Origin of the sequence: Aminobacter sp. Y103A (assembly GCF_030294925.1) — a bacterium.
Taxonomy (GTDB): Bacteria; Pseudomonadota; Alphaproteobacteria; order Rhizobiales; family Rhizobiaceae; genus Aminobacter; species Aminobacter ciceronei.
In genome coordinates, this window is record NZ_AP017986.1 from 3,368,494 (window position 1) to 3,386,092 (window position 17,599).

Below are 17,599 nucleotides of genomic sequence, written 5' to 3' on the forward strand. Positions count from 1 at the left end.
GACTATAGGATTCCTGCAGTGACATTGCGGAAAGCATAGATCCGCACTGCTGGCGCAGCTTACTCCATCGTCCTGAACACCTAGCGTAGCGTCCTGATCGAGCCGGCGTCATGACGAGGTCGTCGAACGGCTGGCCGCGCGCGCCGCATCCACCCGCATCGGCGGCCCCAGGGAGACCTCGACCGGCATGGGGCCGCTGGTCTCGGAAGTGCAGATGAAGCGGGTGCTCGACTACATCGAGATCGGCAAGCAGGAGGGCGCGCGCCTGGTCACCGGCGGCAGCCGCCACGGCGAGCGCGGTTTCTATGTCGAGCCGACAGTCTTCGCCGACGTCGCGCACGAGATGCGCATCTCGCAGGAAGAGATCTTCGGCCCCGTCGCCACCGTCATCAAATTCAACGACGACGAGGACGCACTGCGCATTGCCAACGGAACTGTCTACAGCCTCGCCGCCGGGGTCTGGACGGCAGATATCGGCCGCGCCCACGACTTCACCAGGCGCCTCAAGGCCGGCACGGTCTGGGTCAACACCTATGGCCCGACCGACATCCGCCTGCAAAAGCCGCCGAAATCATCGGCGGCTTTTGTCGTTGGTGGGGGCACATCGTCCCAATCAGCCAAGGAATGCCAGCCAGTTTGCCCGACCCAACGATCCGATCTGCCGGCAGCAAAGCCGATCGGTGGCGAGCTGTAGCCGGGCACAGTCACGTAATGCTGCTGCAATGCGTCATCCGTAATCAGTCGCGCGGAAGGTTTTCCAAGGAGAACTCATGCTGGTTTCCGCGTTCATTCTGGCGCTCGCCGCCATAAGCATCGTTTATGTCTACCGTTTCAGGGGTGAGGCTCGCTACAACAGCCTGACCGAGTATATCCGCAAGGGTTGGCCGATCTTCACGCCCCTCAATTGCGTGCTCTACATGACCACGCTGCGGCGTGGATCGAAGGCCGTCCTCGACCCGGCCGAGTTCCCTGAAGTCGGCCTGCTGCGCCAGAACTGGCAGACGATCCGCGACGAAGGGCTGGAGCTGGTGCGCCAGGGCTATTTTGACGCGACCAAGCGTCCGGGCACGGCAGGCTCCTACGATGTCGGCTTTCGGACGTTCTTCAAATATGGCTGGAGCCGCTTCTACCTCAACTGGTATGGCTACACGCACCATTCCGCGCGGCGGCTCTGTCCCCGGACGACAGAGATATTGCTGCAGGTGCCGGCGGTGCATGGCGCCATGTTCGCCTTCCTGCCGGGCCGCTCAAAACTGACCAGGCATGCCGATCCCCTCGCCGTATCCCTGCGCTATCATCTTGGCCTGGCGACACCCAATTCGGACGACTGCTTCATCAATGTCGATGGCCGCAATCAGAGCTGGCGCGATGGCGAGGTGCTGATGTTCGACGAGACCTACCTGCACTATGTCCGCAACGACACCGACTCCGACCGTCTCATCCTCATGTGCGACGTCAAACGCCCGTTGAACCCGATCGGGGCGCTGTTCAACTTTTTCTACCAGGGCATAACCCGTGCCTCGGTCGTGCCCAACACACCGGAAGACCATCGCGGTCTGGCCAACAGGGCCTTTGCCCGGCTATCACCGCTGCTGGCACGGATCAAAGCGCTGAAGGCGACCAATCGCCTGATGTATTACACCATCAAGCGGTCGCTAAATGTGCTGCTGGTCCTGCTGCTTGTGGGCTTGGCAACGGGCGTGGCTCAATTGCTTGGCCGCCTAGTTTGAAGGCCGTATCGTAGAACCATTCCTGGTTTCGGAACACGGCCGCTCGCGGATGGCTTTTCAGAATTGCCGATGCAGGGTGTGATGGAGGCTGCGAAAAGACCGCAATCTCAGCACCGCCGCACCCCGCCTCTCCTGGCGCAACGCTTGCGCTCGCCCGGGCTCCGGTTTGCGACGACAGGGCCGGCATCCGCCTCCGTAATGCCGTAGCGCTTGTAGAATTCGGCGTTGTCGCGCTCGATCTGCTCGCGCATCACCTTGTCGTGGCGGATGATCATCGCGTCGCGGGCAGCCCTGCCCGCCGTCGTGGTAACAAGGCTGCCGGCACCCATTGGCAGCATCGAGGCGGCTACCCCCGCGACGCCCTGCGCCGTTCCCAGCGCAGTCGCCTCCGCCATCATCTGCTTTTCCAGCTTGCGCGTGTCGTCGGAATAGCCAGGGCCTTCGAAGTTCGATTCAGTGGTCGTCGAGCAGGCCGAGATCGCGTAGCAGAGCGCCAGCGCGCCACTGCCGATCCATGCCCGATGACCTGACAATGCGGTTCTGCCCATGCCTCGCCCCTCGACCGGCAACGGCCGGCGCAGCGGCGGCCCCTGCCGCCAGCCCCTTTCATTTACGCCCGGGGGAAGGCCACGTCTTGGACTGGAATGAACAGACCATGCCCAGACGGAACAAGCCATCGATTTCAGCTGTTACTCGGCAAAACAACTTGCTGCCTGCACCAAATCTGCTGCACGAAATACGCGCAGTGTTGCTGGAATATCTTTTCCTCGCGACCGGAACAGCCAAAAATTGTTCACTGGACATCGTTCTTCCCTAGGGCAAACTGCCTCCAGGGGTGCGAAGGAGGAGATATGCGCGCAAGAACAGCGACCATCGGCGACCTCGAGGTGGTCTTCCATGACCTGTCCAAACGGATGTCCGACGAGTATGCCGCCGCCGGCAAGGACGCCAAGAGCGCCTACGACAACCTGATGATGAACCTGAAGGAAGGACGCGCCCACGCGCTTGTCGAAGGTGACCGCCCGGTGGCGATCATCGCCTGGCACGAGCATTCGGACGCGGCCGAAACACTCTTCGCCGCCCAGGACGAATTCTTCGCCGCGCCCACGGTCCGGTTCTGCAAGCGTCACATCCGCCGTATCCAGCAACTTGCCGGCAACGTGCCGATCCACTCGCGCGGCTGGCTCGATCGCCCCGAGGTCGCGCGCTGGTTCCGCATCATCGGCTATGTCGAACGCGGCCGGCAGCATGGCGCCCTGCTGTTCGAACTCCCGCCCGCCTAGACCAGCCGTCTTGGCAAGGACGCGTCGTCGTAGCAGACTGCTGCGGCGACTGTGCCCCCATCCCGGGAGTAACCGATGCCATCTGACACGGTACCCTCTGAAATGGTCAATGTCCGCTACCTCGTCGACGACGTCGAGGTCTCGATCGACTGGTACACGCGCCATCTCGGCTTCGAGGTGCTTACCAACTATGCGCCGGCCTTTGCCGACGTCTCCCGTGGGTCGCTGCGCCTGTTGCTCAGCGGCCCGACCAGTTCGGCGGCACGGCCGATGTCCGATGGCGCCCAGCCGCGCGCCGGCGGCTGGAACCGCATCCACCTGATCGTCGACGATCTCGCGGCGCAGGTGGCGCGACTGCAGGCCGAGGGCGCGCAGTTCCGCAACGACATGATCAAGGGCCCCGGCGGCGCGCAGATCCTGCTCGTCGACCCCTCGGGCAATCTCGTCGAGCTGTTCCAACCGGTCGGGCGCTAGGCGCAAGAGGTCGCGGCTTCCCCCGACAGGCGCCTGCACAACCCATGCTTGCGCGCTTGAGCAAAGGCGCTCACAGTTCCTTGGCCTCGATGGGAGGTTCTTTTCATCAACTGCGGGGGTAGTCATGATGCAGGCTTGGGGAGCTGATACGACCGAAGAGACATTCCAGAGCGCCGGAGGGCTGAACATCTTCCTCAGGTCGCGGCGACCGGAAGGCAAGGCGCGCGCCGTCGTCGTCATCTGCCACGGCGTCAATTCCCATGGCGGGCAGTATGGCTGGGCGGCGGAGCATCTCGTGAAGCACGGCTTTGCCGTCTTCGCGCTCGACCTGCGCGGACGCGGCAAATCGGACGGCGAACGCTTCTTTGTCGAGACGGTCGACGACTATGTCAGCGATGTCGCCGGCGCGATCCGGATTGCCAAGTCGCGATATCCCGGCCTGCCGCTGTTCCTGCTCGGCCACAGCGCCGGCGGCGTGGTCTCGGCCACTTACACGCTCGAAAACCAGTCGGAGCTTGCCGGCTTCATCTGCGAGAGTTTTGCCTTCCAGGTGCCGGCGCCCGGGTTCGCGCTCGCTGCGATCAAAGGACTCAGCCACGTCGCCCCGCGCCTGCCGGTGCTTAAGCTCAAGAACGAGGATTTTTCCCGCGACCCGGATGCGGTGGCAGCTCTCAACAGCGACCCGCTGATCGCCCACGAGGTTCAGCCGGCGCTGACCGTCGCAGCGCTCGTCCGCGCCGACGAAAGGCTGCGTGAGGAGTTCCCCATGATCACCCTGCCGGTGCTGATCATGCACGGCACCTCCGACAAGGCCACCGTCTGCCATGGAAGCGAATACTTTTTCGAAACCGCCGGCTCCCGGGACAAGACGCTGAAGCTCTATGAGGGCCATTATCACGATCTGCTCAACGACATCGGCAAGGAAGACGCCATTGCCGACATGACCAATTGGATCGACAAGCGCCTTTAGGCGCGCCAGCGCTGGGCGGCGTACAGGTCGTCACCGGGATCGCGACGCTCGCCGCGATCCATTCATTCAGCTGCCGAGTGCCTCCCACCTCCGCAATTTCCGCCCAAGGCCGCCAAGCACCAGCAACTCGCAGAAGTGGTTCATGTCCTCGAACGAGCAGAACGCCGGCGGGTCGAGTTCGAGGATCGGCATCTTGCGCCTGATGTCGCCGGCCACTTCGCCCAGCATCTCCTGCCAGCGCGGCAAGGCGTCGTCGTCGAGCCAGTCGATGGCGTAGGCGAAGGTGATGTGGAACGGGTAGTCGTCATGATCGGGATGGCGGTAGCCGAGCAGGTCGGCGAGCACGTCGCGCCATTGGCGCATTGCCCTGCGGTCGCGTTCCCGGGCACCGTCAACCAGAAGGCCGGAGGGCCGCGCATGTGTCACCTCGACCTGGAACGGCTCCAAGACCGGCAGCGTCTCCAGCCGCGCGGCCATGATCTCGGTCAACTCCTCGATCGACGCGTCGAGCGCCAGGCCATCCGGCCAGAATCCCGGCTTGCGACGGTACTCGATGACGCCCTGGAACAGTGTCATGTGCAGGCTGGTGATGGGAGTGAAGACGAAGTGCCTCGCCTCGGGCATGGCGAGGAATTTCTCGCGGGCCTCGACCAGACCTTCCAGCGTCGGCGAGCCCTTCGAGACATGGCAGACGATGGTGTTGCCAGGCTCAGGCAGGAAGCCACCAGCGCGTAGATAGCGCGTGCCGAGATGCGGCGGCTGGGTCGTGTTGCGTCCACTGGAATAAGCGAGCAGTTCGGGCGAGAGAGCATCTGCGGGCATCGTTGCGGTCCATCGTTCGAGGTCCGCCTGCCCTAACGCCCCTCAGCGACCGCCGCATGACAACAAGGAGATACGAGATTGCGAGTTCACGAAGCCGCAGCCTGAAAAGCTGCCCTCACCTTCGGGATCGTCGATGCGGGTGCTGCCGCCACGACACCTCAGGCCATCGCCGGCGTGGCAGGCACGACATCCTGCACACCGGCGGCCTCTCGGCGGATCGCCCAGCCAGCCTGCGTCTTCGCTCAGATCGCCGCCGCGGCCTTGATGCCGGCGTTGGGGATATGGATGTCGATTTCCAGCGTCGAGGTGGTGGCGCCGCGATCCATGGTGATCTTGACGTCATCCTGGTTGACCTGGACGTGCTTGGCGATGACCGCGATGATCTCCTCGCGCAGCACGGCGACGAGATCGGGCTGGTTGCGGTTGTTGCGTTCATAGGCGAGCAGCACCTGCAGACGCTCGCGCGCCACCGGTGCACTACCGCCACGCTTGAAGAAGTCGAGCAGTTTCATGCCACTCTCCTTCCCAGAAGACGGTTAAGGAGACCTTTCTTCTCGACCGGCGTGACCATCGGCACGTCCTCGCCCTCAAGGCGCTTGGCAGCGTCGGCATAGGCGCGCGCAGCGGCATTGGTCGGCTCGTTCAGCGTCACTGGCGAGCCGACATTGGAGGCGCGCAACACGCCCTGGCTTTCCGGAATGATGCCTAGCAGCGGCACCGACAGGATTTCCAGCACGTCGTCGATCGACAGCATCTCACCGCGGGCCGCGCGGCCGGCATCGTAGCGGGTTACCAGCACGTGCTTGGTGACGCGCTCCCCCTTCTCGGCCTTCAGCGTCTTGGAATCGAGCATGCCGATGATGCGGTCGGAATCGCGGACGGAGCTGACTTCCGGGTTGGTGACGATGACGGCCTCGTCGGCGAAGCGCATGGCAAGCTGGGCGCCGCGCTCGATGCCGGCCGGGCTGTCGCACAGCACGTAGTCGAACTTGTCCCGGAGCGCGTTGATGACACCGGCGACACCCTCCTCGGTCAGCGCGTCCTTGTCGCGCGTCTGCGAAGCCGGCAGCAGGAACAGCGATTCGACGCGCTTGTCGCGGATCAGCGCCTGCGCCAGCTTGGCCTGACCCTGCGTGACATTGACGAGGTCGAAGACGACGCGACGCTCGGCGCCCATCACCAGGTCGAGATTGCGCAGGCCGACGTCGAAGTCGATCAGCACCACCTTCTTGCCGGACTGGGCGAGCACGGCACCGAGGGCAGCCGTCGAGGTCGTCTTGCCGACCCCGCCCTTGCCAGATGTGACGACCACTACCTTGCCCATTTTGTTGTCTCCGTTTGTCAATTGAGGGGCGCGACCTGGATGGCGTTGTCTTCCAGATGGACCTGGATCGCCTTGCCATGCATCGACGGCTCCATGTCCTCGGCGGTGCGGTACCAGCCGTCGACGGCCAAAAGCTCGGCCTCGTTGCGGCGGCAGAAGATGCGGGCGCTGCGGTCGCCCCAGGCGCCGGCAAAGGCGCGGCCGCGCAGCGTGCCATAGACGTGGATCGAGCCGCCGGCGAGGATCTCGGAACCGAAGCTTGCCGAGCCCATGACGATCACGTCTCCATGCGGATGGACGATCGACTGGCCGGAACGCACCGGCTGCTCGACGATCAGTGTGTTGGACGGTGACAGCGGCGCCTTGGCGGCCTCCTCGGCCTTCGCCAGCGCTTCGGCGTCGACCTGTTCTTCCTCGACCATCGTCTTCCTCGCGCCGGCCAGTTTCGGTGGCAGCTCGTCGCCGAGCGAATCGATATAGTCGGCCTCGATCGCATAGGTCCTGATTCCGCGCTCGGCGATCAGGGCCACCAGGGCGCCGATTTCGTCGGCCAGCGGCTTCAGCGCATTGAGGTCCAGCACCACCGGCCGACCCTTGAAAAAGCCGGGAGAATTCTCGATCCAGCGGTCGAGATCCTGCAGCCACTGGTCCAGCGGCGCCTCGGGCACAAGCGCGAAGGCAACAAACGAACGGGCGCGAAAGCGGATGGATTTGTTCTGCATCGGGGCGCAAATCACTGGCAGGCTTCTGGGAGGTCGGGGTGTAGGCGATGGTGAACGAAACGTAAACTGCAATTCGCCTTACAGCGCGTTATGCTCCGCGCGTATCGCATTTGCGCAACGGCCCCGTGACCCGACCCCAAACATTGGCACCTGCCCTTCCCGCACTTTACGTAAGGGTAACTGGACAAACTGCCGAAAACATTGGCTTATCCTGACATCGGCAGCACGAGGGGGCGCGCGGCATGGGCACGGCGACACGCAGCAACGCAACGATCTACCGGCTCTTCGCCATCTGCGCGGTGCTGGCCATTCTGGGCAGCCTGATCGCGCCCGATGCCAGCTCGCACTGGCGCTGGCTGCATTACCTCACCAAGCCGACGGCGACGCTGCTATTGCTGATCGCCGTGCTGCGCGGCATGGATTCGCGTAGCTATGGCCTGCCGATCGCCATTGGCCTCGGCTTTGCCGCGGTGGGTGACTTTTTCCTGATGCTGCCGGGAGACTATTTCCTTGCCGGCCTCGTCTGCTTCCTGCTCACCCACTGCGCCTATATCTGGGCGCTGACCCGCGATTCGAAATTTGCAGGCAATATCGGCATCTTCGCGCTGTTTGCCGCGCTGGCCGCTGCCGTCTTCGCCGGGCTGTGGTCGTATTTGCCCTCGCCCATGCGCATTCCGGTTGCGATCTACGCGCTGGTGCTTGCCACCATGGCCGCCCAGGCGCTGTCGCGCGACCGCCAGCTTGCCGGCACGCCCGCGCAGAAAGCGGCACGCCTTGCAGCCCTCGGCGGCCTGTTCTTCATGGTCAGCGACACAGTGCTTGCTTATGGCCGCTTCCGCTGGAACATTCCCTACAATGCCATCTGGGTGCTCGGCACCTATTATGCAGCGCAGTATCTCTTCGCCCGTTCGACGGAAAACGATGCTGAAGCCTAACGACAGCCAGCCCGACCTCAGGGCAACCTTCGACACGCTGCGCGCCGCCTGGCTCGAGACGCGGCCGTCCTATGCCCAGCGCGTCGACGACCTCAAGCGCCTGCAGCGCGCTTTCGGCCAGCGCCTCGACGAGATGGTCGAGGCAATCAGCGCCGATTTCGGCCACCGCTCCCGCCATGAAAGCCTGCTCGGCGAAGGCAGCGTCGTCTTGTCTGAAATCAAGCACACGCAACGCATGCTGAAATCGTGGATGAAGCCCGAGCGTCGTTCGGCCGGTTGGAAGCTTCTGCCCGCCAGCGCCGAGATCCGCCACGTGCCGCTTGGCGTCGTCGGCATCATCGCGCCGTGGAACTATCCGGTGAACCTGGCGTTGGCACCGCTTGTCGCGGCCATCGCCGCCGGCAACCACGTCTTCCTCAAGCCCTCCGAACACACGCCGCGCACCGCCGCCTTCCTGCAGTCGCTGCTGGCAGAAGTCTTTCCGCCTGCGCGGGTGGCGGTGGCGCAAGGCGGCACTGAGCTGTCGGCGGCCTTTTCCGAACTGCCTTTCGATCACTTGTTCTTCACCGGCTCGACGGCTGTCGGCCGCAAGGTGATGGCCGCGGCCGCCCGCAACCTGACGCCGGTGACACTCGAACTCGGCGGCAAGTCGCCAGCCATCATCGCGCCGTCGGCCAATCTCGAACGCACGGCCCGGCGCATCGCCACCGGCAAATTCTTCAACGCCGGCCAGACCTGCATCGCGCCCGACTATGTTCTGGTGCCGCAGCAAAAGCGCGACGAGCTCGTCCGCCTGGTCAAGCAGGAAGTCAGTGCCCGCTACAACGCCAGGCAAGGTTTCGACGACTACACCTCGATCGTCAATGACGGCCAGTTCGCCCGCCTGAGCGGCCTGCTCGACGACGCAGCCGTACGCGGCCACGAGCGGGTCCCACTGCTCGACATCGCCACTTTGCCCGCCGGCCGCGAGCGCCTGCTGGCGCCGACCGCCGTGCTCGATCCCGCCCCTGACAGCGCCGTCATGCGCGACGAGATCTTTGGGCCGATCCTGCCCATCGTCGGCTATGCTTCGCTGGACCAGGCCATCGCCTATGTGGTGGAGCGAGACCGCCCGCTGGCGCTCTATTGCTTCGGCGACGACAAGGCCGAGATCGAAACAATGCTGTCGCGCATCGTCGCCGGCGGCGTTTGTGTCAACGACACGCTCTACCAGTTCGCCTGCGCCAACCTGCCCTTCGGCGGCGTCGGCGCCTCCGGCATGGGCCACTATCACGGCCGCGAGGGTTTCCTCACCTTCTCCAAGGCGATGCCGGTGTTGCGCAAATACGAGCCCTCGGCCAGTGACCTGATCCGCCCGCCCTACAAGGGCCTGACCGACTGGTTGGTGCGGCTGGTGACGAAACTGCACTGATTGAGATGTGCCGCTGGGTCAGCGCTGCCGCCGGTGATAGGTCAGCGCCATCGCCAGGCAGATCGCCAATGGGGCCGGCAACGGTTTATCGACGTCGAGCAGGAGCGCCCTGTTGCCCTGATAGGTGAAGGTTTCGCCAAAATGGGCGCGAACACTCTCCACCAGCGTCGTTTGACAGTTGAAATACACCGCGCAGGTCTGGCCGCCGGGCTTCGGCCAGCCGAGCCGTATGGTGGAGCCGCTGCCGCTGGCTTCTGTCAGATAAGCCGGCTCGCCCCATTTCAGCGTTTCGGTCAATGGCCCGACGCCCGGCGTTTCGGCCGCCGTCGACAGGATCAGCCCGCGTATCTCGAGCAATCGCGCCCGCACCGGCGCGGGGAATGCTGCAAACGCCGCCGCCACGGCCTCTGGTATCGCGGCGTTGAGCGCAGCCACGTTGTGCATATCAGCCAGTCTGCACTCGTTCATGTCGGCTTGCTGCATCATCAGCTGATCCCTGCTCCGCCCGGCACGATCGCATCATCCGGATTGACAAATCCTGCTGAATTTCAGGGGCCGGTGCGGGCCTCATTTGCCGCCGGCCGCCCTCACTTCATGAACAGCAGCGCCATGCCAGCCACCACCAGCGCCGCCCCTGCCCAGGCGCCGCCGGCCGGGCGTTCGCCCGTCTTGGCCCACAGCATCGGCAGGATGATCACGGGCGACGTGGCAGACAGGGTCGAGACGATGCCGACCTTGCCGCCGGACAGCGCAAACAGCAGCAGCGTCATGCCGATGGCGAGCGCGATGATGCCGGTCAGCGCTGTCAACGCCGCCACCTTCCAGGTCAGCGGCCCCTTCGGCTTCACCGCCGGGATCGGCAGTTGCAGCAGCACCGTCAGGCAGAAGGCGGCAATGCCGACACGCAGCATCGAGGCGAGGAACGGGTCGATACCTGTCGCCATGACAGGCCGCGCGATGATCGAGCCGATCGCCTGGCCGGTGGCGGCTCCCAGCCCGAGCGCCACGCCGATCCACAGCGGCCCCTTCACCGTCTCCCAGGCGTGCAGCTGGTCGCGGCGCTTGCCGAACAGGATCGCCAGCAACACGCCGGCGACCGTCAACCCGATGCCGGCCGCGGCCTTGGCGGACAGATCCTCGCCCAGCACCATCCAGCCAAGCACGGCAGCAATCGGCGCATTGAGCGCAAACAATATGCCGGAGCGGCGCGGGCCGAGCCGGTTCAGCGCGGCAAACAAAAGCGTGTCGCCGGCGAAGATACCGATCAGGCCCGACAGGATCAGCGGCCCGGCAACGCCGGCGTCGAGTTCGCGCCAGCTGCCGGTCGCCACCACGTAGACAGCCAAAAGCCCGGTGACGAAGAGCTGGCGCAGCCGGTTGAACGCCGGCGCACCGAGATGGCCGGCAGGCCCGGCCGAGATCAGCCCGGTGATGGCCCAGCATGTCGCGGCACCCAGTGCTGCAATCTCGTAAACAGGCATCGGCGACTCGGCATGAATGAGGAACGGAAGGGCCCAAGAGATACCAGAGACCGGACAGAGGTGAAACGCGCCAGACCATTCGCCTCACCCGAACGATTCAAGCGATATTACGCGTTGGATTGATTGAAAGCGGGCGCATAGCTTGCACCTGAAATCGACAAGTCCAAGCCCATGAATGCCCTAACCAGAACCGAAACCACACTTTCCCCCACCCGCAGCCAGGCGGGGCGCCAGCCGGCGCGTGGCCGTCACGACAACGCCAGACTGCTGCCCGGGCTGCTGCTTGCGGCGGGCATCGCTGCCCTTGCCTTTGCGCTGCGGCATTTGCCCGGCCTCGGCAGTTTCAGCCCGATGATCATTGCGATCGTGTTGGGCATCGCCTTTCACAATCTTGCCGGCACCCCGGACCAGGCCAAACCAGGTGTGGCGTTTTCGATGCGCAAGGTGCTGCGTTTCGCCATCATCCTGCTTGGCCTGCAGCTGACAGCAAGCCAGGTCGCCGAAGTCGGCATCACTGGTGTGGCCATCATCGCTGCCACGCTTGTTGCCACCTTCACCTTCACCGTGTGGCTCGGTCGGCTGATCGGCGTCGAGCAAAAGCTTGCCGAGCTGATCGCCGCCGGCACCTCGATCTGCGGCGCGTCCGCCGTCATCGCCACCAACACGGTGACCAAGGCATCGGACGAGGATGTCGCCTATGCGGTTGCCTGCGTCACCGTCTTCGGCTCGATCGCAATGTTTGGCTATCCGCTGCTGCCCGGGTTGCTCCAGCTTGGCCCCCACGCCTACGGTCTGTGGGCGGGCGCCTCGATCCACGAGATCGCCCAGGTCGTGGCAGCCGCCTTCCAGGACGGCCAGCAGGCCGGCGAGTTCGGCACCGTCGCCAAGCTCACCCGTGTCCTGATGCTGGCGCCTGTCGTGATCACGCTCAGCCTTGCCGCCCGCCAGCGCGCGAGATCGTCCAGAGCGACCCAAGGCGGCACAACTGCCCCGATGCCGTGGTTCGTGCTCGGCTTCATAGCCATGGTTGGCGTCAACAGCCTCGTCGACATTCCGGCGGTTGCGAAGACATGGATCGTCGCACTCACCACCTTCCTGCTCACCATGGCGCTTGCCGCCATGGGCCTCGAGACCGACATTCGCAAGCTCAGGGCCAAGGGACTTCGTCCACTCTTTCTTGGCCTGGCCGCGTTCCTTTTCATCGCGACTTTCTCTCTAATGCTGGTCAAGCTTCTGGGCTGAGACCGAAAGGAAAGCCGTGACTCTCGAACAGCTCAGGATCTTCGTTGCGGTCGCCGAACGCGAACATGTCACTCGGGCCGCCCAGGCACTGAACCTGACGCAATCGGCGACCAGCGCCGCGGTGTCGGCGCTGGAGGCGCGTTACCAGACGAAGCTGTTCGACCGCGTCGGCCGCCGCATCGTGCTCACCGACGCCGGCCGCATCTTCCTGTCCGAGGCGCGTGCCGTGCTGGCCCGTGCCGGCTCCGCCGAGGTGGTGCTGGCCGATCTCGCCGGCCTGAAGCGCGGCTCGCTCAAGCTTGCCGGCAGCCAGACTGTCGCCAATTATTGGCTGCCATCGGTCGCTCATCGTTTCCAACAGCGCTTTCCCGGCATCGCGCTCGGCATCACCATCGGCAACACCGAGACGGTCGCAGCTCAGATCCATGACGGTTCGGCCGATCTCGGCTTTGTCGAGGGCGAGGTCAACGATCCCGCCCTCGCCATTGAAGCGGTCGCCGAGGACGAACTGGTGCTGGTCGCCGTCGCCGATCATCCCTGGACCGTCACGCCGCCGTCCTCTCCCGAGGACCTGAAGTCGCAGCGCTGGATCGTGCGTGAACAAGGTTCGGGCACGCGCGCCCATTTCGAAGCGATACGGGCGCTGCGCGGCGTCGAGACCGACAGCCTCGACATCGTGCTCGAGCTGCCCTCGAACGAGGCCGTACGTGCGGCGGTGGAAGCCGGTGCCGGCGTCGCCATCATGTCGCGCCTCGTGGCGCACGCCTCGCTCAAGGCCGGCACGCTTGTCGCCGTCGACTTCGCGCTGCCCAGGCGCAGCTTCTTCGTACTGCGCCACCAGGAGCGTTATGCCACGCGCGCCGCGCGCGAATTTCTGGCGCTGGTCCGGGGTGAAGCCAGCCACGGCTGATCGACGTCGGCTTCACGTGCGAAATGCTGGCGTCATCGTCCCCTGCCAGATGCCGCGCATGCGGATGATCATCGCCATTTCGGGAATTTCCGACCCGGAAAAACCACGCTCACGCGCGCCCTGGCCGAGCGCTTTCACAGCTGTCATCTTCTGGGGCGACGTCGATGGCATCTCACGCCATCCCGATGACTATCTGGGCTGGCATCGCACAGGTTCTACGCCGATGGCGGTCACGAGTTGTTCGCCGACAAGGAGCTCGTCGATTCAGCAGACATCGTCATCGACGGAATGTGGCCAATAGCCAGCCAGATGGAGAGGCTCGAACGCCCGCTGCGTGAACTGGCTGACCTGGAACATGCGGGCCGCCGGTAAGCCGCTGGCCCGTATGCCCGGTCAGTTCGCGAAGCTCAGCACGGCCTCGACCTCGTCGTCATAGGTCTCGCCCGTCGTGACGAAACCGAGTCGCTTGTAGAAGCCTTCCGGGCTCGCCTCACCCAGGCCGTAGCTGGTGAAGAGTTCGGCAAATCCCCTCGCCTTCATCTCGCGGACGACGAGCGCGATCGCCTTTTCGCCATACCCCATGCGCTGGAACGGTCCCGCGATCATGAAGCGCCAGAGGAAGGCGCCAGGGCAGTCGATGACGTCATAGTCGGAGCCGATATGCAGCATGACGAAGCCCACCGGTACCTCGTCGGCATAGACGGCGCGGAACCAGGCGTTTTCGGAAAAATGCGCCTCGGCGATAGAGGTGCCGTTGTCGGCGACCTTGTTGCGCTGGGCCTCGCTCAACGTCTCGCTGAGATCGCAAATGTCGGAGACGGTCTGGGCGGAGATACGGCGCAACGAGACTTCGACGGCCGAATTGATCTTTTCGGTCATGGCACTTTCCATGCTTGGATGTCTGACCCGGCAAAGCCGGCGCGGTTGATGTCGTCCGCCAACGGGTCGGGCTGTTGCCCGAAGCGCACATAGTTTCGGAATTCCGTGGCGTCAAGCAACTCTCATTTCAAATTATGTATTGCTTCGAGCGATACAAACAAAAGTATGAGCCGCCCCCCCGACGCAAGAACCACTTGATCGGTAAAATCAAAACATGTTCTGGAAAAGATTCGGACATTACTAATTTAACATCCTGGAATGGAGGACCGAATGGCGCGCATCGCAGCAATCACGATCGAGGTCAACAAAACTATCATTTCAACAGGATATCTGCTCCGTGAAAACACGCACAGAAAACTACATCGATAACGCCATCACCTGGGCCATGTCCCAGCTTGGCAATGAGGATTACTGCTTCCGCTGCCTCGCCTTCGTCGAGGACGCCTATGAAGAGAGCAACGAGATCGAAATCTTCGGCGGCGACTGCGCCAAGGAATCAGCGGACGAATATGGCGTCAACCCACCGACCGGCGAACCGCCGCGCGGCGCCTTCGTCTTCTTCGACATGACCGGCGAGCTATTCGACGTCACGACCAACTGGGGCCATGTCGGGCTTGGCCTTGGCGAAGGCCGCATCGTCCATGCCTGGGATGAAGTGCGCATCGACGACATCAACGCCGTCGAGGCACTGGAGCCCGCCGAAGGCTGGACTCAGCCACGCTACATTGGCTGGGCACCCGTCGAGCGCATCCTGCAAGGCCACAAGATCAGGTAAGTCAGGCATCCGCGGCCACGGCCCCATGGCCGCGGATGCCTTTTTCGACGCCGAGGGCTTTCTTGTCCTCGTCCAGCCGGCACACAGGTGCCGGCAGGACAGAGTTGCAGTTCCTGGAAGCTGACTGCCGGATTGAGGTCCATCCTGGTCCGCGCGCACTGGAAGCGGTAAAGCCGATTCCAGTTCGGCAAGACAGAGCCGCAACAGCGCTTAAAAGCTGACCGCCAGCTTGACGTCGACGCCATGGTCCGAGGCACCGTTGCTCACTTGGCCGAGGAGGTCACCACTATACGGGGTGACCACGCAGACCGCACGTCGCGACATCATGGCGCTGGAGCAGGGCGGCAAGGTGCGGCGCCTGCATGGCGGGGCGACGATTTCAGCACCCGTCGATCCGACGGTGCTGCGCCAGCGCCGCGTCGAAAACGCCGCCGCCAAGGAGCGCATCGGCAGCCTGACCGCCGAGCTTGTGCCCGATGGTGCTGCTGTCTTCATCGACACCGGCACCACCTGCGAGGCGATGGCGCGCGCGCTGGTCAAGCGCCGCGACCTGCGCGTCGTCACCTACTCGCTGCGCGTCGCAACGACGCTGAGCGAAAGCACCAATTTCGCCATCGCCGTGCCAGGCGGTTTCGTCCGCCAGGTCGACGGTGGCGTCTTCCGCGAGGAAACGTCGGAATATATCAGGCGCTTCAAGTTTGACGTCGCCATCATTTCGGTCAGCGGCGTCGACCATGACGGCGACATCGGCGACGACGATCATGCCGAAGTCGCGGCCGTTGCCGCGGCCATAGGCCAGTCCGCGCGCACCATCATGGCCGTCGACAGCTCGAAATTCGGCCGCCGCGCCCTGGTCCGCCTCGGCTCGCTCCATGACATCCACACGCTCGTCACCGATACGCTGCCGGAAGAGCGCCTGCTCGCCCGACTGCGCGACAGCGGCGTCGAAATCTGCGTCTAGATCACGCGCAACAAGACTATGCCGGCGCTGCCTCGGCAAACTGCGGCAGGCCGTCATCAAGCTTGAGCCAGGGCTGCTTCGACGACACCCAGATATGCATGGTCGGGCGAAACAGGCCGGGATCGTCGAGCGAACCCGACGTTACGGCCAGCACGCCGGCGGATTCGCGCCCCGACAGCACGGTCGTGCCGCATTCGGCGCAGAAGCCGCGCTTCACCCCTGGCGACGAAAATGCAGTCTTCACCGGCCCGCTCATCGTCACCTGCTCGGTGCGGAACATCAATCGCGCATTGAACGCCGCCCCAACCGCCTTCTGACAGCTGCGGCAATGGCAGACGCGTTCGTTCAGCGGTGCGGCGTCCACGGCGTAGCGCACGGCTCCGCACATGCAGCCGCCTTCATATCGTTGCGCCATGTCAAATCCCCTCACCTGAGATACCGCTGTTGCGGCATCAGGCATAAGGTGCAGTGCTGTCGATTGTCGATGAAAAAGGTGGGGGTGACTGCCTCAGGCGGCAGTCACATCGCAGGTTGCGGCTTTACGCGCAAAGCGACGTGCACGACGCATTGGCCGTGCGGAAAGCCAAGCGGCTCTGCCGGCGGGCGCTGGCCCGCGAGGATACGCTTTCCCAGACCTGGGCGCCCGAAGTGGCATGCCGCGCCAGAAGGCGGATGTCGTCGGGGCAATAGCCGTCGCGTTCCATGACTTTCAGGATGATCGGATCCTGCAGCAGGTCTTCGAGTGTCAGTTCATGCTGGTCGTCCATAGTCGCCTCCATTCGTGACCATTTCGACATTGCTCACCATAGCCCCGAACCATGACCGCCGAATGGCGGATCGGTGACACGAAGCAGGTATTTTCCCGAACGGCGAAAAAACCTCTCGCTGTCGACCGAACCGCCCCTGAGGGCGTCCGGCCTGCCGCCCCGGTCAACACCTTAAGCGGCAATAGGCATCGTCATTCAATGACTTGCGTAAAGGCGCGCCCCGCCCCTTCACGCCGGGCTCAACTTTTCACCAGCTGATGCGGGCCTGCGGCATGCCATACATCAGCCGCGAAAACTCGTCCCCGGTGACATGCACGAGGGTGCGGTGGTCGCCGCCCTCGAAATAGACATCGCTGCCGCGGCGCAGTTGCTCGTCGACCACACAGGCCACCCTGTAGGGCACGCCGAGGATCGGCACCGCACCTTCGTCGCAGTCGGGAAACAGCGAACTCGCCTCTTCTTCGGTCGCCAGCCTCACCTTGTCGCCGATGATCTCGCGCATTCGGGCAAGATCGACATGGCGGGTCGCCGGCAGCACGGCCAGCACATAGCCGTCCTCCCATTTCAGCACCACGCCTTTGGCCAGCGCACTGCCGGGCACATGGCTCGCTTGCGCCGTCATCATCGAGCAGCCGGTGCGCGCATGCCTGGCGGCATCGTAGCGGATGTGATTGTCTTCGAGATATTCCTGCATCGTCAATGAGATAGCCATGACCACTTCCTTTCGTGGCATCATCGCGTCACTGCGGCCTGCATGTAGAAAGCGGCATCGACTGCCGTGCGGCAAGTTGGGCCGCATCATCGCCAGCTCATTTTCGATCAGTTTGCTGGCCGCATCTCCGACACCCTGCAAGGGGCATTTTCAGCGTGCCCGAACGATACCATTCGAAGCCGTGGTCCGGCAAGGAAATTG

General features: G+C 63.9%; 23 protein-coding genes and 1 pseudogene. 12 read left to right on the forward strand and 12 right to left on the reverse strand.

Annotated features, from left to right (window positions below; all coding sequences use genetic code 11):
* Positions 1–109 precede the first annotated feature (109 nt).
* Both Amn_RS16500 and Amn_RS16505 read left to right on the forward strand, forming a co-directional pair.
* Positions 110–556: pseudogene (locus tag Amn_RS16500) on the forward strand (aldehyde dehydrogenase family protein); the annotation flags it as partial.
* Between the two features lie 214 nt (positions 557–770).
* A complete protein-coding gene (locus tag Amn_RS16505; RefSeq protein WP_286290525.1) occupies positions 771–1,730 on the forward strand; it encodes an aspartyl/asparaginyl beta-hydroxylase domain-containing protein in 960 nt (319 codons plus the stop codon).
* Between the two features lie 107 nt (positions 1,731–1,837).
* On the opposite strand, the gene Amn_RS16510 is transcribed toward Amn_RS16505, so the two are convergent.
* Entirely contained in the window at positions 1,838–2,278 is a 441-nt protein-coding gene (locus Amn_RS16510) for a VIT1/CCC1 transporter family protein (protein WP_157097073.1), read from the reverse strand.
* Positions 2,279–2,581: 303 nt separating this feature from the next.
* Between Amn_RS16510 and Amn_RS16515 the strand changes: the two genes are divergently transcribed.
* From Amn_RS16515 to Amn_RS16525, 3 genes are all read left to right on the forward strand, one after another.
* On the forward strand, positions 2,582–3,013 hold the full coding sequence (locus tag Amn_RS16515; RefSeq protein WP_067961369.1) for a hypothetical protein: 432 nt from the start codon (positions 2,582–2,584) through the stop codon (positions 3,011–3,013).
* A gap of 75 nt (positions 3,014–3,088) precedes the next feature.
* Positions 3,089–3,487: a VOC family protein gene (locus Amn_RS16520; protein WP_286290530.1), complete on the forward strand. Its 399-nt coding sequence runs from the start codon at positions 3,089–3,091 to the stop codon at positions 3,485–3,487.
* Between the two features lie 124 nt (positions 3,488–3,611).
* Complete coding sequence (locus Amn_RS16525; protein WP_286290532.1) at positions 3,612–4,457, forward strand: alpha/beta hydrolase; 846 nt, start codon at positions 3,612–3,614, stop codon at positions 4,455–4,457.
* Between the two features lie 66 nt (positions 4,458–4,523).
* On the opposite strand, the gene Amn_RS16530 is transcribed toward Amn_RS16525, so the two are convergent.
* The 4 genes from Amn_RS16530 to minC form a co-directional block, all read right to left on the reverse strand.
* On the reverse strand, positions 4,524–5,279 hold the full coding sequence (locus Amn_RS16530; protein ID WP_154383992.1) for a DUF1868 domain-containing protein: 756 nt from the start codon (positions 5,277–5,279) through the stop codon (positions 4,524–4,526).
* A 242-nt stretch (positions 5,280–5,521) separates the two neighbouring features.
* Positions 5,522–5,791 (reverse strand): cell division topological specificity factor MinE, encoded by a 270-nt coding sequence (minE, locus tag Amn_RS16535; protein ID WP_067961364.1) that lies wholly within the window; start codon positions 5,789–5,791, stop codon positions 5,522–5,524.
* Positions 5,788–6,603, reverse strand: a complete 816-nt coding sequence (minD, locus tag Amn_RS16540; RefSeq protein ID WP_286290537.1) for a septum site-determining protein MinD — start codon at positions 6,601–6,603, stop codon at positions 5,788–5,790. The genes minE and minD overlap by 4 nt, the downstream gene beginning before the upstream one ends.
* A gap of 17 nt (positions 6,604–6,620) precedes the next feature.
* A complete protein-coding gene (gene minC, locus Amn_RS16545; protein ID WP_067961361.1) occupies positions 6,621–7,325 on the reverse strand; it encodes a septum site-determining protein MinC in 705 nt (234 codons plus the stop codon).
* Between the two features lie 242 nt (positions 7,326–7,567).
* Between minC and Amn_RS16550 the strand changes: the two genes are divergently transcribed.
* Together Amn_RS16550 and Amn_RS16555 are read left to right on the forward strand one after the other, a co-directional pair.
* Positions 7,568–8,260 carry a lysoplasmalogenase gene (locus Amn_RS16550; RefSeq protein WP_286290538.1) on the forward strand — a complete coding sequence of 231 codons (693 nt, stop codon included), beginning with the start codon at positions 7,568–7,570 and terminating at the stop codon, positions 8,258–8,260.
* Positions 8,247–9,671 carry a coniferyl aldehyde dehydrogenase gene (locus Amn_RS16555; RefSeq protein WP_286290540.1) on the forward strand — a complete coding sequence of 475 codons (1,425 nt, stop codon included), beginning with the start codon at positions 8,247–8,249 and terminating at the stop codon, positions 9,669–9,671. Before Amn_RS16550 ends, Amn_RS16555 begins: the two co-directional genes overlap by 14 nt.
* Positions 9,672–9,689: 18 nt before the next feature.
* Here Amn_RS16555 and Amn_RS16560 read toward each other — a convergent pair whose 3' ends face one another.
* Entirely contained in the window at positions 9,690–10,157 is a 468-nt protein-coding gene (locus Amn_RS16560; RefSeq protein ID WP_312870921.1) for a DUF1801 domain-containing protein, read from the reverse strand.
* A gap of 101 nt (positions 10,158–10,258) precedes the next feature.
* Positions 10,259–11,152 (reverse strand): DMT family transporter, encoded by an 894-nt coding sequence (locus Amn_RS16565; protein WP_067961354.1) that lies wholly within the window; start codon positions 11,150–11,152, stop codon positions 10,259–10,261.
* Positions 11,153–11,323: 171 nt separating this feature from the next.
* On the opposite strand from Amn_RS16565, the gene Amn_RS16570 reads away from it, so the two are divergent.
* Both Amn_RS16570 and Amn_RS16575 read left to right on the forward strand, forming a co-directional pair.
* Positions 11,324–12,394, forward strand: coding sequence for a YeiH family protein (locus Amn_RS16570; RefSeq protein ID WP_286290542.1), 1,071 nt, complete (start codon positions 11,324–11,326; stop codon positions 12,392–12,394).
* Positions 12,395–12,410: 16 nt separating this feature from the next.
* Positions 12,411–13,304, forward strand: a complete 894-nt coding sequence (locus Amn_RS16575) for a LysR family transcriptional regulator (protein WP_067961350.1) — start codon at positions 12,411–12,413, stop codon at positions 13,302–13,304.
* Positions 13,305–13,316: 12 nt separating this feature from the next.
* On the opposite strand, the gene Amn_RS16580 is transcribed toward Amn_RS16575, so the two are convergent.
* The gene (locus Amn_RS16580; protein ID WP_256438249.1) at positions 13,317–13,442 is read right to left on the reverse strand and encodes a hypothetical protein; all 126 of its coding nucleotides are present in this window, start codon (positions 13,440–13,442) and stop codon (positions 13,317–13,319) included.
* Positions 13,443–13,541: 99 nt separating this feature from the next.
* On the opposite strand from Amn_RS16580, the gene Amn_RS16585 reads away from it, so the two are divergent.
* Entirely contained in the window at positions 13,542–13,676 is a 135-nt protein-coding gene (locus tag Amn_RS16585; protein ID WP_256438248.1) for a hypothetical protein, read from the forward strand.
* A 21-nt stretch (positions 13,677–13,697) separates the two neighbouring features.
* On the opposite strand, the gene Amn_RS16590 is transcribed toward Amn_RS16585, so the two are convergent.
* The gene (locus Amn_RS16590) at positions 13,698–14,183 is read right to left on the reverse strand and encodes a GNAT family N-acetyltransferase (protein ID WP_182573960.1); all 486 of its coding nucleotides are present in this window, start codon (positions 14,181–14,183) and stop codon (positions 13,698–13,700) included.
* Positions 14,184–14,520: 337 nt separating this feature from the next.
* Between Amn_RS16590 and Amn_RS16595 the strand changes: the two genes are divergently transcribed.
* Together Amn_RS16595 and Amn_RS16600 are read left to right on the forward strand one after the other, a co-directional pair.
* Entirely contained in the window at positions 14,521–14,958 is a 438-nt protein-coding gene (locus tag Amn_RS16595) for an NlpC/P60 family protein (RefSeq protein WP_286290553.1), read from the forward strand.
* Between the two features lie 295 nt (positions 14,959–15,253).
* Positions 15,254–15,919 (forward strand): DeoR/GlpR family DNA-binding transcription regulator, encoded by a 666-nt coding sequence (locus Amn_RS16600; RefSeq protein WP_286290555.1) that lies wholly within the window; start codon positions 15,254–15,256, stop codon positions 15,917–15,919.
* A 16-nt stretch (positions 15,920–15,935) separates the two neighbouring features.
* On the opposite strand, the gene Amn_RS16605 is transcribed toward Amn_RS16600, so the two are convergent.
* From Amn_RS16605 to Amn_RS16615, 3 genes are all read right to left on the reverse strand, one after another.
* Positions 15,936–16,334, reverse strand: a complete 399-nt coding sequence (locus Amn_RS16605; RefSeq protein WP_246340641.1) for a GFA family protein — start codon at positions 16,332–16,334, stop codon at positions 15,936–15,938.
* 124 nt (positions 16,335–16,458) lie between these two features.
* On the reverse strand, positions 16,459–16,686 hold the full coding sequence (locus tag Amn_RS16610; RefSeq protein ID WP_067961344.1) for a hypothetical protein: 228 nt from the start codon (positions 16,684–16,686) through the stop codon (positions 16,459–16,461).
* Positions 16,687–16,933: 247 nt separating this feature from the next.
* A complete protein-coding gene (locus tag Amn_RS16615) occupies positions 16,934–17,398 on the reverse strand; it encodes an aminoacyl-tRNA deacylase (protein ID WP_067966415.1) in 465 nt (154 codons plus the stop codon).
* Positions 17,399–17,599 lie beyond the last annotated feature (201 nt).